Raw genomic sequence first — 14,554 nt, 5'->3', positions numbered from 1 at the left:
GCGCCAAACGCGGCGCAGGGTGCGACGCGTACTTTTGCCGGCTCTATAAAGAGTTGGGATTGGTTTGGCTAGAGCGCCGCCCGCCCGGGTGGCGCGCGCGCCGGGCTCAGCGCCGCCAGCGGCGGCCTTCCGTCGAGACGCCGAAATTCGCCGGCATGCGGGCGTAGGAGGAAAGCCCGGCAAGCGCTGCCAGCGGATGCGTCACCACATAGGTCGGGATGGTGCGAAGCAGCGCCGTATGCGGCGCCTTGTCCTCGAAGGCCAAGCGGAATTCCGGCCTCCTCAGCGCCGGCAGGATCTTCTGCGAGATGCCCCCGGATAGATAAACGCCGCCGCGCGCCATGAACACCATCGCCATGTCGCCCGCCACCCGGCCGAGATAGGTGGCAAACAGCGAGACGGTCTCGACCGCCGCCTTGTCGCTGCCGGCAAGCGCGTGCGAAGTGATGTCGGCGGGATCCTTCATGGTCGGCTGGATGCCGTCGACCACGCAGATGGCATGATAGAGGTTGACGAGGCCCCGCCCGCAAAGGATCTGCTCGGCCGACACGCGCCCTTCGATCGTCTCGATATGCGGGAAGATTTGATAGTCGCGCTTGCTGCGCGGTCCGAGATCGACATGGCCGCCTTCACCGGGAACCGGGATCCAGCTGTGCTGGGCATGCACCAGCCCGCCGACGCCGAGCCCGGTGCCGGGTCCGAGCACGACGCGCGACGCGATCATGTCGCCAGTGGCGTCGCCGATGCGTTCGCGGTTCTCATCCGAAAGGGCGGCGACTGCGAGCGCCTGCGCCTCGAAATCGTTGACGACCAGCACGTCCTCCATACCGAGGCCCTCGATCATCGTCTTTGGCCGCACCACCCAGGCGCAATTGGTCAGCGGGATCTCGTCATCGTTGATCGGGCCGGCGACGGCAAGGATCGCCGAGCGCGGCTGCACGGCGGTCTTGTCGAGCACCCCCTGCTGGATCGCCGCGTCGATCGTGGCGAAATCCGCCGTGCGCACGTTCGGAAACTGTTTCGGCTCGGCATAGGCATCGGTCAGGATGGAGAAGCGGGCATTCGTGCCGCCGATATCGCCGATCAGGATCGGGAAAGGCAGCGGAGCGGTGCTGTGGTTCGGTTTTGGCATGGCCGGTTCCGTGCTGATCAGGCTTCGAGTGTGGGAAGAAGTTTTATAGCGGTCGCGTGATTGAGCGCCATCGGAATATCGTAAACGATGGCGAGCCGCATCAGCGCCTTGACGTCGACATCGTGCGGCATTGGCGTCAAGGGGTCGACGAAGAAGATCAAGGCCCTGACCTCGCCGGTCGAAATCAGCGCGCCGATCTGCTGGTCGCCGCCGAGTGGTCCGCTTTTCAATCTTGTGACATCGAGATCCGGAGACTGCGACGAGCACGCGCCCGCCGGTCGTGCCGGTGGCGACGATCTTCCAGCGGGAAAGAATGTCGCTGTGGGCGCGGGCGAACGCCGCCATGTCGTCTTTCTTCTGGTCATGCGCAATCAATGCAAGGCATTTGCCGCCGGCCATGAATCCTATCTCCGCCCAAGCAATTCAATCGATTTGACCGCTTCTATACCAAGAGTTTGCGATTTGAAAGACAGCGCCCCTTTCCGTCCGCCTCGGCCGTTCTCATTGGATCGCTGGCTTGTCGTTCGGAACCGGGCCGACATCCGGCAGTGCCTCATCGGGATCGGCGGCCGGCTCTGCTACCGGAGCAGCAGTCAGCGCGCTTGCGGCGGAGGGCCCGCCATAGGTGGCGGCCTGCATCGAGGCAACGGACGCGGCATCGAGCACGGCGGCACAGGCTTTCGGCAGGTCGGAAACCATCATTTCACGCGGCGGTTTCGGCGGCTTGGCGCCGGGCTTTGGCGGTTTTGGCGCGGCCCAGGGGGCAGGCGTGAACCACCAGGCGAGCGACTTGTCGCAGCCGTCGCCGGCGGCAACAGGCGCCTGCGGCGTGCATCCGGCAGCGCCGGCCGGGCATTTGATGCGGATGTGGAAATGCGAGTCATGACCGTATTCCGGCCGAAGCTTGCCGAGATTGGTGCGGTCGCCCGTCCAGGTGTCGCACATTTTCTTCTTGATCGCCGGGTTGACGAAGATGCGCTCGACCTCGGGATAGCTTGCCGCCAGCATCAGCAGCCGCGCCCGCGATTGCGTCCACACATTAGGGTCGACGGTCAGGAACTTGTCCTTTTGCAGCATGGTGGTGAAGGGCAGGTCCTCGCGTTCCTTTGCCGTCATGCGGCGCGCCGGCATCGGCGTAAACCAGACGTCGGCATCGAGGCCAATCTGGTGCGAGGCATGACCGTTGAACATCGGCCCGCCGCGCGGCTGCGCGATGTCGCCGACGAGAAGGCCCGGCCAGCCGGCATATTCGACCCCATCCTGTGAAAGACGTTCGAGCAGCGAAATCATCGCCGGGTTGCCCCAGCGTCGATTGCGCGAAAGCCGCATCGCCTCCCAGGTCGGCCCGTCGGCCGGCAGCGCCACCGCACCGGTCATGCAGCCCTTGGCGTAAAACCCGATCGGCTGCGCCGGTCCCTGAGTCGGCAGGCCGACGGCGCCGAACTGGCCCTTGGCGCTGCCGGGGCTCGGCGTCTTCTGTTCGGCCCCGACATCGCCGGCCGCAAGGCTCGCGCCGATTGCCCCGGCAAGCGTCAGTTTGCCGAATGTCTTGAAAGCCTGAGCGAAGCCGAAAGCCATGCTGTTTCCTTGAGAAGTGATTTGCGTTCGAATCTATCGTGAAAAGTGATTTTGGTGAATCGATGTTTTGGCTGGCGGGGATAGGCGGCGGCGGTGACGGATCGCCGCAGCGTTGCACCGCAAGTTGCGAGGGGGTGACACCAACGGCTCAAATTTTCGCGAGTCCGGCAAAAACCAAACTCTCACCTGTTTTTCGCCTGTATTTTTCGTATTGTCGAACCCACCAATAATGAGGGGAAAGCGTGAATGGCGGCTTTGTGGTCGAAGATCGGTTTGTTTGTATCGCTGACGGGCGTCTTGGCGCCCATGACGGCAACGGGTCAGGACCAGCCGTTTCGGATCGGCAGTTCCGTCATCAGTGAGATGAAGTACAAGCCGGGCTTTGCGCATTTCGACTACGTCAATCCCAATGCCCCAAAAGGCGGAGACCTGCGCCTTTCTGCCAGCGGCGCCTTCGACACCTTCAATCCTATCCTTGCTAAAGGCCAGATAGCGGCAGGGCTCTCGCTCGTCTACGACACGTTGATGAAGCCGACCGATGACGAGCTCCTTGTTTCCTATGGTCTGCTTGCTGAGGGCCTGTCCTATCCGGATGACGTCTCAAGCGCGACCTTTCGCCTCCGCAAGGAAGCGAAATGGGCGGATGGCCAGCCGATAACGCCCGACGACGTGATCTTCAGTCTGGATAAGACGAAGGAGTTAAACGCTGCCACCGCGAACTATTATCGCCACGTGGTGAAGGCCGAAAAGACGGGCGACCGCGACGTCACTTTCACCTTCGACGAAAAGAACAATCGCGAGCTCCCGAATATTCTCGGCCAGTTGGTGATCGTGCCGAAACATTGGTGGGAGGGGCAGGGGCCGGACGGCAAGCCGCGCGACATCTTAAAGACGACGCTCGAGCCTGTGATGGGATCGGGGCCTTATAAGATCGCATCCTTTTCGTCCGGCGCGACGATCCGTTATGAACTGCGCGACGATTATTGGGGCAAGGATCTCAATGTGAATGTCGGCCAGAACAATTTCCGCAACGTCATTTACACCTATTTCGGCGACCGGGATGTCGAGTTCGAAGCCTTTCGCGCCGGCAATAGTGACTATTGGCAGGAGACAACGGCGTCCCGCTGGGCGACGGGTTATGATTTTCCCGCGGTGAAGGACGGACGCGTCAAGAAAGAAGAGGTTGCAAATCCGCTGCGCTCCACCGGCATCCTGCAAGCGCTCGTGCCCAATATGCGGCGTGACCTCTTCAAGGATGAACGGGTCCGTGAGGCGCTGAATTACGGCCTCGATTTCGAGGAGCTGAACCGGACCGTTGCCTTCAACAGCTACAAGCGCATCGACAGCTACTTCTGGAACACCGAACTCGCCTCCTCCGGCCTGCCGCAGGGGCGTGAACTGGAAATACTGCAGGCCATGAAGGACAAAGTTCCGCCTGAGGTCTTCACGACGCCCTACACCAATCCGGTTGGGGGCGATCCGCAGAAAAGCCGCGACAACCTCCGCAAGGCGATTGCATTGCTGAAAGAAGCCGGATGGGAGATCAAGAACAATCGCATGGTCAATAGCAAGACCGGCCAGCCGATGAGTTTCGAGATCCTGTTGTCGAGCCCCGTATTGGAGCGCTGGGCGGTGCCCTATGCCAACAATCTCAAGAAAATCGGCATCGATGCGCGGGTGCGCACGGTCGACGCCTCGCAAGCCGTCAACCGCGAGCGCAGCTTCGATTACGACATGATCTGGAATGTCTGGGCGGAGACGATGAACCCGGGCAACGAGCAAGCAGATTATTGGGGGTCGGGTTCGGTCGACCAGCAGGGCTCCCACAATTATGCAGGCATCGCCAATCCGGCGGTCGACGAGCTCATCCGCATGATCATCTTCGCACCCAATCGTGCGGAACAGGTCGCAGCGATCAAGGCAATGGATCGCGTATTGCTGGCAAACCACTACGTCATCCCGCTGTTCTATCGCGATACCTATAACCTCGCCTATTGGAACACGATTACGCACCCCACCGACTTCCCGACCTATGGACTGGGTTTCCCGGAAGCCTGGTGGTCCGCCTCGGCAAAATGAGCGGGCTTGCAATGCAGGGGCCGTGGGCTCCAAATGGCACGAACGAATCACGACACGCCGGCAGCGCCGGCAAGGGAAGGCTGGCGGATTGAGCGGCATTGGACTGGACGGCGGGCAGACAAGAATGAAATTTCCGGAGGCTGAAAGCTGATGGGCGCTTATGTCATTCGCCGCCTGCTTTTGATGATCCCGACCATTGTCGGCATCATGGCGATTTCCTTCATTGTCATTCAGTTCGCCCCCGGCGGGCCGGTCGAGCAGGTGATCGCCCAATTGACCGGTCAGGCCGATAGTGCCGATCAACGCCTGTCCGGCGGCGGCGATCTTCTCGGGGGCGGCGGCAGCGACGAAGGCTCCAAATATCGCGGCGCCCAGGGGCTCGATCCGGAGCTGATCGCCAAGCTCGAAAAGCAGTTTGGCTTCGACAAGCCGCCGCTGACGCGTTTCGGCGAGATGATGTGGAATTACATCCGCTTCGACTTCGGCGAGAGCTTCTTCCGCAATACCTCCGTGCTCAATCTCATCAAGGAGAAGCTGCCGGTGTCGATCTCGCTCGGCATCTGGATCCTGATCTTCTCCTATGCCATCTCCATCCCGCTTGGCATCCGCAAGGCGATCAAGGATGGATCGACCTTCGATGTCTGGACGTCGGGCGTCATCGTCGTCGGTTACGCCGTGCCGAGCTTCCTCTTCGGTATTCTCCTGATCGTGCTTTTCGCCGGCGGCTCGTTCTACGACTGGTTCCCGCTGCGTGGCCTGGTCTCCGACAATTTCGACCAGCTCGCCTGGTGGCAGAAGCCGCTCGATTATTTCTGGCACCTCACTTTGCCGCTGATCTCGCTGTCGCTCGCCGCCTTCGCCACGACGACGCTCTTGACGAAGAACTCGTTCATCGAGGAGATCAAGAAACAATATGTGGTCACCGCCCGCGCCAAGGGTCTGAATGAGCGGCAGGTGCTTTATGGCCATGTGTTCCGCAATGCCATGCTGATCATCATCGCCGGTTTCCCCGGCGCCTTCATTTCCGCATTCTTCACCGGCTCGCTGCTCATCGAAAATATCTTCTCGCTGGATGGCCTCGGCCGCCTCGGCTATCTCTCGGTGGTCAACCGGGACTATCCGATCGTCTTCGCCACGCTCTACATCTTCTCGCTGCTCGGCCTTGTCGTCAGCCTGATTTCCGACCTGATCTACACCTGGATCGATCCGCGCATCGATTTCGAGCGGAGGGATGTCTGATGGACGCCGCCGCAAATCCTGCTGTCGCAACACCCGTCAAGCCGCCGCGCAAGGGCCTGCTGTCACCGACCAACATTCGCCGCTGGCAGAATTTCCGGGCGAACGGCCGCGGTTATTGGGCACTGTGGCTGTTCCTGCTGCTGTTCATCCTAAGCCTGTTTGCCGAATTCCTCGCCAACGACCGGCCGATCGTCGCCTCCTACAAGGGCGAGATCCTGTTCCCGGTTCTGATCGACTATCCAGAGGAGAAGTTCGGCGGCTTTCTTGCCGAGACCGACTACCGATCTTCGGTGATCGCAGACGAGATCAATGCCAATGGCTGGATGGTCTGGCCGCCGATCCGCTATTCCTACCGCTCGGTCAACTCGAACATTCCGCATTCGGCGCCGACCGCCCCCTTCTGGCTGATGAGCAAGGAGGAGCGGTGCTCCGGTTATCCTGAAGGGGCGAACGATCCTGCCTGCACGCTCGGCAATCTCAACTGGCTCGGCACCGACGACCAGGCGCGCGACGTGCTCGCGCGCGTCATCTACGGTTTCCGCATATCCGTGCTCTTCGGCCTGGCGCTGACCATCTGCTCAGCGATCATCGGCGTGACGGCAGGCGCCGTGCAGGGCTATTTCGGCGGCTGGACGGATCTCCTGCTGCAGCGCTTCATCGAGATCTGGTCGTCGATGCCAGTGCTTTACATCCTGCTAATCATCGCCGCCATTCTGCCGCCCGGCTTCTTCGTGCTGCTCGGCATCATGCTGCTCTTTTCCTGGGTCGGCTTCGTCGGCATCGTGCGCGCCGAATTCCTGCGCGCCCGCAATTTCGAATATGTCCGCGCCGCCCGCGCGCTCGGTGTCAACAACCGCACCATCATGTGGCGCCACATGCTGCCGAACGCCATGGTGGCGACGCTGACCTTCCTGCCCTTTATCCTCTCCGGATCGATCACGACGCTGACCTCGCTGGATTTCCTCGGCTTCGGCATGCCGCCTGGCTCCCCTTCGCTCGGCGAGATGATCGCCCAGGGCAAGAGCAACCTGCAGGCGCCGTGGCTCGGGCTGACGGCCTTCTTCGCCATGTCGATCATGCTGTCCCTGCTGATCTTCATCGGCGAAGCCGTGCGCGATGCCTTCGATCCGAGGAAGACGTTTCAATGAGTGACATGACAGAACCATTCCTTTCCGTCCGCGATCTCTCGGTTGCCTTTCATCAGGGCGGCCAGACCTCGCTTGCCGTCGATCACATCTCCTTCGATATCGCCAAGGGTGAAGTCGTGGCGCTAGTCGGCGAATCCGGCTCCGGCAAGTCGGTCTCGGCCAACTCGATCCTGCGGCTTTTGCCTTATCCTTCGGCCAGCCATCCCTCCGGCGAGATCCTGTTCAAGGGCAAGGATCTCTTGAAGGCGTCGGAGAGGGCCTTGCGCGAGGTGCGCGGCAACGACATCACCATGATCTTCCAGGAGCCGATGACCTCGCTCAATCCGCTTCATACGATCGAGAAGCAGATTGCCGAAATCCTGGCACTGCACCAGGGTCTGTCCGGCCAGCCGGCGCGTCAGCGCATCCTGGAATTGTTGAACCAGGTCGGCATTCGCGAGCCGGAAAAGCGGTTGAAGGCCTATCCGCACGAATTGTCAGGCGGCCAGCGCCAGCGCGTCATGATCGCCATGGCGCTCGCCAACCGGCCGGAATTGCTGATCGCCGACGAGCCGACCACGGCGCTTGACGTCACCGTGCAGGCGCAGATCCTCGAATTGCTCCGGCAGTTGAAGGCCACGCACGGCATGTCGATGCTGTTCATCACCCATGATCTCGGCATCGTGCGCAAATTCGCCGATCGCGTCTGCGTCATGACCAAGGGAAGGATCGTCGAAACCGGAACGGTCGAGGAGGTCTTCGCCAATCCGAAGCACGACTATACCCGCCATCTGCTTGCCTCCGAACCGCGCGGCGAGCCGCCGCTTGCCGACCCCGCAAAGCCGATGGTGATGGAAGGGTCCGACATTCGCGTCTGGTTCCCGATCAAGGCAGGGCTGATGCGCCGCGTCGTCGATCACGTGAAGGCGGTCGACGGCATCGATCTTTCGCTGCGTGCCGGGCAGACGCTCGGTGTCGTCGGCGAGTCCGGTTCCGGCAAGACCACGCTCGGCCTGGCGCTCACCCGGCTGATTTCCTCGCAAGGGCGGATCGCCTTTGTCGGCAAGGATATAGCCGGCTATTCGTTCAGCGAGATGCGGCCGCTGCGCAACCAGCTGCAGGTAGTCTTCCAGGATCCCTACGGGTCGCTCAGCCCACGCATGTCGGTCGGCGATATCGTCGCCGAAGGGCTGAAGGTGCATGAGCGCTCGTTGACAGCGGAAGAGCGCGACCAGCGCGTTTGCTGGGCGCTGGAGGAAGTCGGTCTCGATCCCCTGACCCGCTGGCGTTATCCGCACGAATTCTCCGGCGGCCAGCGCCAGCGCGTCGCCATTGCCCGCGCCATGGTGCTGAAACCGCGCTTCGTCATGCTCGACGAACCGACCTCCGCGCTCGACATGAGCGTTCAGGCCCAGGTGGTCGATCTCCTGCGCGATCTGCAGAAGAAGCATGACCTCGCCTATCTGTTCATCAGCCACGACCTGAAGGTGGTGAAGGCGCTGGCCAACGACGTCATCGTCATGCGTTTCGGCAAGGTGGTGGAGCAGGGCCCCTCATCGCAAATCTTCCGCGCTCCGAAGGACGACTACACCAAGGCGCTGATGGCGGCCGCCTTCAACATCGAGGCGGTGCCGACACCAGCCGTTCAGCAGTAAAGATCATCATGCCGACACCTCCTCCCGTTCTCGTCGATATCAAGTTCAATCCCGAAGGCGTTGCCCGCGCGCTGGAGACGGCCTTTTCCGATCGCGGCAGCATCAATCTCGCCGATCCGGCCGATCGGGGGCGTGATCTCAGCGAAGCAGAATATGCGCTGCTCTGGAAACCTGATGCCGACCTTTTCGTACGGGCGCCGAACCTCAAGGTGATCTTCTCGGGCGGCGCAGGCGTCGACCATATCATCGGCATGGACGGCCTGCCCGAAATCCCGATCGTGCGTTTTGTCGATCGCAGCCTGACGACCCGCATGAGCGAATGGGTGGTCATGCAGTGCCTGATGCATCTGCGCGGGCAATATGCGCATGACAGCTATCAGCGGCGCCGTGAATGGGCCAAGCTGATCGCGCCGGAGGCGGCCGAGGTGACGGTCGGCGTCATGGGCCTCGGCGTGCTCGGCCAGGATGCGGTCGCTAAGCTGAAGGTGATGGGTTTTAACGTCATCGGCTGGTCGCGCACCCGCAAGGAGATCGACGGCGTCGAAACCTTCGATGCCGGCGCGCTGGACGCGTTCCTCGGGCGGACCGATATCCTTGTCGGCCTGCTGCCGCTGACGCCTGAGACGACAGGTTTTTATGATAGCGGGCTATTTAAAAAGCTCCGCCGCAACGGCGCGCTCGGGAGGCCGGTCTTCATCAATGCCGGCCGCGGCAAGAGCCAGGTCGAAGCCGATATCGTTTCCGCCATCCGCGACGGCACCCTTGGCGGCGCTTCCCTCGATGTCTTCGAGGCGGAGCCACTTGGCCCAGACAACCCGTTATGGGAACTGGAAAATGTCTTCATCACGCCGCACGACGCGGCGGTTTCGGAAGAAAACGCGCTGTTCCGTCACGTCGAGACTCAGATCGCCCGTTTCGAGCACGGCGAGCCGCTGCAATTCCTGGTCGACCGCGGCGTCGGCTATTAGAGCATGTCGCGCAAACGTGTGTAGCGGTTTTCCCAGGCAAAGCGTGAAGCGCTTTTGCCGCAACGGTATGCGTACAAAACAATGGTCTAAAGCGCTAGAGCGAACCTGAACGATCGCGACGAGCGCTGGGCATCGGGAACCTTCGACACAGCCGACCGTTTTCTCTGCTGAAGTTCTGTGGGCCGGATCGGCCTGTCCAGACAGCGGAAGGAGACGATGATGGCGCATCAGACGGAAACACGCTGGGAAAAGTCCGACGGCAAGCTTCATAGGGAAGAGCAGATCCCGCCGGTGAAGGCAAGGCAGGGGCGCGCGGGCTATCGCATCCTGCTGGTGCTGCTCGCCGCACTGGTGCTCGCTTTCGTCGTCTGGATCCCCGTCGAGATTTGGGGCAAGCGCGAAGCAAACGAGGTGGCGCCGCAGCAGCCCGGCCAGCAGTTGCAGTCGCAGCAGCCCGCCACGGCACCTGCACCAACCCTGCAAAACGGCACTGCGGTTCCGACCGAGACGCAGAACACGGCACCGGCCGCCCCCGGTGTTGCGCCTGCAGCACCGGCCCAACCTGCGGCGCCGGCACAATAAATATTCGGTGGACGACGCATTGCATCCCGCCGCCATGCGCGGCGGGATGCTTGTTGTTTTTTCTGGACTTTGTCTGTCGATTTTTCGATAACAAGGCGCACGAGCCGGTTCGTGCGCCGGCCCGGAACTTGGCAACACCCGGGAGTTTTGGCAGCACCTGACCGGAGTGGACAGGGGCAGGAATTTTATGGCCAGGACCGATATTGCAAGACGCGTCTACAATCACGCCTGGAAACTCGATCCGATCATCCGCAGCCTGATCGACACCGACTTCTATAAGCTCCTGATGCTGCAGATGATCTGGAAGCTTTACCCGGACGTGAACGCATCCTTCACGCTCATCAACCGCACCAAGCGTGTGCGGCTCGCCGATGAGATCGACGAAGGCGAATTGCGCGAACAGCTCGATCACGCCCGGACGCTGAAACTCTCCAAGAAGGAGATGATCTGGCTGGCGGGTAACAGTTTCTACGGCCGCGCGCAGATCTTCGAGCCGGAATTCCTTGCCTGGCTTTCCAACTTCCAGCTCCCCGAATATGAGCTGTCGAAGAAAGACGGGCAATATGTCCTGGATTTCCACGGGTCCTGGAAAGAAACCACCATGTGGGAGATCCCGGCACTCGCCATCGTCAACGAGCTGCGGTCGCGCTCGGCGATGAGGGCGCTCGGTCCCTTCACCCTCGATGTGCTCTATGCCCGCGCCAAGGCGAAGATGTGGTCGAAGGTCGAGCGGCTGAAGGAATTGCCGGGCTTGCGCATCTCCGATTTCGGCACCCGCCGCCGTCACAGTTTCCTCTGGCAGCGCTGGTGTGTCGAGGCGCTGAAGGAAGGCATCGGCCCGGCCTTTACCGGCACCAGCAATGTCTTGCTGGCGATGGATTCCGATCTCGAGGCCGTCGGCACCAATGCGCACGAACTGCCGATGGTGGCTGCTGCCCTCGCGCAAACCGACGAGCAGTTGCGCAATGCGCCCTACAAGATCCTGCGCGACTGGAACAAGCTCTATGGCGGCAACCTTCTGATCGTCCTGCCGGATGCTTTCGGCACTGCCGCTTTCTTGCGCGACGCGCCGGAATGGGTCGCCGACTGGACCGGCTTCCGCCCCGACAGCGCCCCGCCGATCGAGGGCGGTGAAAAGATCATCGACTGGTGGAAGAAGATGGGCCGCGATCCGCGTCAGAAGCTGCTGATTTTCTCCGACGGTCTCGATGTCGACGCCATCATCGACACCTACCGGCATTTCGAAGGCCGCGTGCGCATGAGCTTCGGCTGGGGCACCAACCTGACGAACGATTTTTCCGGCTGCGCGCCGACCGAGATCTCAGGCCTCAATCCGATCTCGGTCGTCTGCAAGGTCAGCGACGCCGACGGCCATCCGGCGGTAAAACTCTCCGACAATCCGCAGAAGGCGACAGGCGACCCGGCAGAGGTCGAGCGCTACCTGAAATTCTTCGGCGCCGAGGACCGGATCGATCAGACCGTTCTGGTGTAGGCAAGCGACACGGCGCCGCCATCCCGCGGCGCATTGCTATGCCCGGCCATCGCATCCTCGATCGACCAGCCGAAGCGCCAGGCGTCGAACATCGAGTACCATTCCTGGAAATCGGTGATCGGCAGGATATCCGGCTTCGACATCGGATTGTCGGCCAGGCTGCGGCCACGCGCACGGTCCCGTACGCCACGCTCCTGCATCTCAAGCAGAGTCTCGAACATCGTCACCCCCTTGGTCCTATCCGATAGATTTATGCAATCATTCTAATAAAGCATTGTCGAGTCCGGATACGATAATTGGAGTTTTTCACAGGATTAGCCCCAAATCGCTAGTTCAGGGGTAACGGCGACTGCAACGGCCCGGGCATACGATCACGATCAGCAAAAATTGCCTGACGGGGAGGCCCGGCTTCCTGGCTGGGGTCCGCCACCGAGCCTCCCGGCTAGCCGAGCTTGAAGAAGCCGGCAGCGCCGACACGTTGCCGCCTTCCGGCCGAAGCGATCCAACCAAGATGGTTAGCACGGTTAAAGGGCTGTTAATATCCACCGGACGTGTCCCGATCCTGCGTAATCCCGACGTGGGCCGGCGGCATTCCTCTGCTTGTCAGGCAGCCAATCGCCGAAACCGGGTTCTGATCCGGTCGAGGTAATAATGGCCGGGAGACGGCGCCACCGCCATGGCGTGGGCTTCGGAGGACGGAACGCCTTCGAACAGCCGCTCCTCGCCATTCTTGAAGCAAATCCTCAGCCGCCCGTCTTTCTGGCTGAAATAGACGGATTTGATGATCTTCGATTTGACCGAAAGTTCTTCCACCTGTTTTATCTCCGTTTTTTAATTTGGCCGAAGATAAACCCAAACGTGCAAAGACGCGGTGAAGCCGCATGGTAAAAAATCAGGAATCTTGGCTACGTTGTCAGGACGTTAATCGGATACCGTCGCCACACCTCGATACTACCGATTGCTGGCTTCCGCGGCGTCGCGATACAAGCACTTGCTGAACAGAAAGATCGACGTTTGACAGCGCCATGTTTAATGACGATATCTTCCATCCGAAGGCGAAGAATGGCAGGGATGCAATGCTAGGTGAAGCGATTTCCTTTATAAGACGTAATCTGTCTTTTGTGTGTGTTGTTGTTGCAGTCAATTGCGCACTGGTCGCTTTTGATGATTACAGCGGCGGAAACAAAAGTAATTCAGCGCAATATTTCGTTTCCTTGTCTTTTGCATTCTTCATTCAGAAAGCAATATTGAATGGAGACGGGAAAGTTTCAAACCTGACCGGCGGCATGCGTGGCTTTGGTGGCTACATCTGGAAGAACTTGCTTATCGTGCTCGTCGTGTTTGGAATCGGGATTGGTGGCCCTGTCGCATGCGGGGCCGCGTCTCTATCAAGGAATGTATTTCTACTCTTATGTCTTGCGGTGATCGCAATTATCCTGCCGCTGCTGCTTGCCCTTGTCGGAACCTGGCCTATCGCCGGAATTGCGGGCTCCAAAAGCGGGCTTTCAGCTGCTTTCAGCCGGGGGAAACGCGGTTTGCTTCCCACGTTTTTACGGCTGTTTGCCGGACTTTTTCTGCCCTTCATCTGTGCTATGATATTGATGACGGCAGCAACATCGATGTCATACGAAGCCGATAGCATCTTTTCGGACGGAAAACTGAACCTCATCGCTTTGGCAATACTGGTGATTTGCCAATGGGCGTCGATATTCGGCCTATGCTACGTTTCGATCGTCCTGGCTCGCAAACTGCTGAGTTCCGCGGCTCCGCGGCATCCTATGGGAGGACGTCAGGGGAATGCGGTCGCAGCCACGAGCGTCTCGGAAATTTTCGAATAGGGCCTACAGCGCCGCGGGCGATAACCAACGTCTTCTGGTATATCCATGAACATAACCGCCGTTCTTTCGGCAGTATCCGCGCACATGGATGCTTCCGCCATAGCTCGGCCTCGCTCATGCTGCCAAGCCGAGAGGCCGCGCTCCGGACGCCGTAGCGGCGTCCGGCAGCACGAGGCTTCCGGCATCGGGCACCACCATCGGAACGACGTCTTCGAAAGCCGAACCCCGCGTTTGCGAGCCAGTTCATGCCCGGTGCGACCTTGCCAATCCGGCGGAGAAGGCCGTCAGCAAGGCCTTCCCCTGACCCCAGTTCTCAAGGCCGCTCTGCCCGTTGATATGGCCGAAAGGGCCGATCTCAACAAGACCGCTACCCCAGAGGTTGGCTCGCGTCCGGACATAGTCGAGCGAGCCGAAAGGATCGTCGGCGCTTGCGATAATCAGAGTGGGGAAGCGCATCTTTTTCGATGGTGGATTGCCGAATCCGGCCGCTTCGGCCGGGAATGAAGCGGACTTCGGATCCGGGACCGCCACAAGAAAAGCCCCGGCAACGTCAAGCGATGAGAGTTGCTGCCAATGAGCAACCAGCAGACAGGCAAGGCTGTGGGCAACGAGCAGCGGCGGGGTTGCCGATGCGCCCACAGCGCGATCGAGGGCCGAAATCCAGTCCGCCAAGTCGGGCTTGTCCCAGTCGGCTGGTTGAAAACGTCGCATTGCCGGGTTCGAGATTTCCCAGCGGGTTTGCCAATGAGCATCGCCTGAATCACCGATCCCCGGCAATATGATGATATCCTTCATATGTTTTCCTCTGATCATTCCTGCGGATGAAAATGATCCATTTTCATTTGCGCCGGAATGAATGATCAT

The 14,554-nt window shown here is 60.5% G+C and carries 13 protein-coding genes and 1 pseudogene; 8 read left to right on the top strand and 6 right to left on the bottom strand.

The genetic code is table 11. The features are described from left to right. Positions 1-106 precede the first annotated feature (106 nt). From MF410_RS18355 to mepA, 3 genes and pseudogenes are all read right to left on the bottom strand, one after another. Positions 107-1,132, bottom strand: coding sequence for a glucokinase (locus MF410_RS18355; protein WP_097628355.1), 1,026 nt, complete (start codon positions 1,130-1,132; stop codon positions 107-109). Between the two features lie 17 nt (positions 1,133-1,149). Continuing rightward, positions 1,150-1,531: pseudogene (locus MF410_RS18350) on the bottom strand (methylglyoxal synthase). Positions 1,532-1,633: 102 nt separating this feature from the next. Further along, positions 1,634-2,710 (bottom strand): penicillin-insensitive murein endopeptidase, encoded by a 1,077-nt coding sequence (gene mepA / locus MF410_RS18345; RefSeq protein WP_239619932.1) that lies wholly within the window; start codon positions 2,708-2,710, stop codon positions 1,634-1,636. A gap of 246 nt (positions 2,711-2,956) precedes the next feature. Here mepA and MF410_RS18340 point away from each other — a divergent pair, with 246 nt between their 5' ends. From MF410_RS18340 to pncB, 7 genes are all read left to right on the top strand, one after another. Beyond that, positions 2,957-4,789, top strand: a complete 1,833-nt coding sequence (locus MF410_RS18340; RefSeq protein WP_239619930.1) for an extracellular solute-binding protein — start codon at positions 2,957-2,959, stop codon at positions 4,787-4,789. A gap of 150 nt (positions 4,790-4,939) precedes the next feature. Beyond that, positions 4,940-6,028 (top strand): microcin C ABC transporter permease YejB, encoded by a 1,089-nt coding sequence (locus MF410_RS18335; RefSeq protein ID WP_097628351.1) that lies wholly within the window; start codon positions 4,940-4,942, stop codon positions 6,026-6,028. Further along, positions 6,028-7,176: an ABC transporter permease gene (locus MF410_RS18330; protein WP_097628350.1), complete on the top strand. Its 1,149-nt coding sequence runs from the start codon at positions 6,028-6,030 to the stop codon at positions 7,174-7,176. Before MF410_RS18335 ends, MF410_RS18330 begins: the two co-directional genes overlap by 1 nt. Further along, on the top strand, positions 7,173-8,810 hold the full coding sequence (locus tag MF410_RS18325; protein ID WP_097628349.1) for an ABC transporter ATP-binding protein: 1,638 nt from the start codon (positions 7,173-7,175) through the stop codon (positions 8,808-8,810). The genes MF410_RS18330 and MF410_RS18325 overlap by 4 nt, the downstream gene beginning before the upstream one ends. Before the next feature lie 8 nt (positions 8,811-8,818). Continuing rightward, positions 8,819-9,778 (top strand): glyoxylate/hydroxypyruvate reductase A, encoded by a 960-nt coding sequence (locus MF410_RS18320; protein WP_097628348.1) that lies wholly within the window; start codon positions 8,819-8,821, stop codon positions 9,776-9,778. A gap of 216 nt (positions 9,779-9,994) precedes the next feature. Further along, entirely contained in the window at positions 9,995-10,360 is a 366-nt protein-coding gene (locus tag MF410_RS18315; RefSeq protein WP_179867160.1) for a hypothetical protein, read from the top strand. A gap of 187 nt (positions 10,361-10,547) precedes the next feature. Then, a complete protein-coding gene (gene pncB / locus MF410_RS18310) occupies positions 10,548-11,852 on the top strand; it encodes a nicotinate phosphoribosyltransferase (RefSeq protein WP_097628347.1) in 1,305 nt (434 codons plus the stop codon). On the opposite strand, the gene MF410_RS18305 is transcribed toward pncB, so the two are convergent. Further along, a complete protein-coding gene (locus MF410_RS18305) occupies positions 11,834-12,073 on the bottom strand; it encodes a CrpP-related protein (RefSeq protein WP_097628346.1) in 240 nt (79 codons plus the stop codon). The genes pncB and MF410_RS18305 overlap by 19 nt on opposite strands. Positions 12,074-12,455: 382 nt before the next feature. Then, positions 12,456-12,665: a KTSC domain-containing protein gene (locus MF410_RS18300; protein WP_097628345.1), complete on the bottom strand. Its 210-nt coding sequence runs from the start codon at positions 12,663-12,665 to the stop codon at positions 12,456-12,458. Positions 12,666-12,877: 212 nt separating this feature from the next. Between MF410_RS18300 and MF410_RS18295 the strand changes: the two genes are divergently transcribed. Next, on the top strand, positions 12,878-13,690 hold the full coding sequence (locus MF410_RS18295) for a hypothetical protein (protein ID WP_239619928.1): 813 nt from the start codon (positions 12,878-12,880) through the stop codon (positions 13,688-13,690). A gap of 243 nt (positions 13,691-13,933) precedes the next feature. On the opposite strand, the gene MF410_RS18290 is transcribed toward MF410_RS18295, so the two are convergent. Then, positions 13,934-14,554 (bottom strand): alpha/beta hydrolase, encoded by a 621-nt coding sequence (locus MF410_RS18290; protein ID WP_097628344.1) that lies wholly within the window; start codon positions 14,552-14,554, stop codon positions 13,934-13,936.

The sequence above is a fragment of the Rhizobium sp. C104 genome (assembly GCF_022354505.1).
Classification (GTDB): domain Bacteria; phylum Pseudomonadota; class Alphaproteobacteria; order Rhizobiales; family Rhizobiaceae; genus Rhizobium; species Rhizobium redzepovicii.
Note: the sequence above shows the minus strand (reverse complement) of the source record. Positions and strands in the feature narration are given on the sequence as shown.

Bases quoted from the DNA above. Each gene is read 5' to 3' on its own strand.
- pncB (WP_097628347.1), top strand. From the start codon at position 10,548: ATGGCCAGGACCGATATTGCAAGACGCGTCTACAATCACGCCTGGAAA.
- MF410_RS18355 (WP_097628355.1), bottom strand. From the start codon at position 1,132: ATGCCAAAACCGAACCACAGCACCGCTCCGCTGCCTTTCCCGATCCTG.
- MF410_RS18305 (WP_097628346.1), bottom strand. From the start codon at position 12,073: ATGTTCGAGACTCTGCTTGAGATGCAGGAGCGTGGCGTACGGGACCGT.
- MF410_RS18295 (WP_239619928.1), top strand. From the start codon at position 12,878: ATGTTTAATGACGATATCTTCCATCCGAAGGCGAAGAATGGCAGGGAT.
- MF410_RS18315 (WP_179867160.1), top strand. From the start codon at position 9,995: ATGATGGCGCATCAGACGGAAACACGCTGGGAAAAGTCCGACGGCAAG.
- MF410_RS18290 (WP_097628344.1), bottom strand. From the start codon at position 14,554: ATGATCATTCATTCCGGCGCAAATGAAAATGGATCATTTTCATCCGCA.
- MF410_RS18340 (WP_239619930.1), top strand. From the start codon at position 2,957: ATGGCGGCTTTGTGGTCGAAGATCGGTTTGTTTGTATCGCTGACGGGC.
- MF410_RS18320 (WP_097628348.1), top strand. From the start codon at position 8,819: ATGCCGACACCTCCTCCCGTTCTCGTCGATATCAAGTTCAATCCCGAA.
- MF410_RS18335 (WP_097628351.1), top strand. From the start codon at position 4,940: ATGGGCGCTTATGTCATTCGCCGCCTGCTTTTGATGATCCCGACCATT.
- mepA (WP_239619932.1), bottom strand. From the start codon at position 2,710: ATGGCTTTCGGCTTCGCTCAGGCTTTCAAGACATTCGGCAAACTGACG.
- MF410_RS18325 (WP_097628349.1), top strand. From the start codon at position 7,173: ATGAGTGACATGACAGAACCATTCCTTTCCGTCCGCGATCTCTCGGTT.
- MF410_RS18330 (WP_097628350.1), top strand. From the start codon at position 6,028: ATGGACGCCGCCGCAAATCCTGCTGTCGCAACACCCGTCAAGCCGCCG.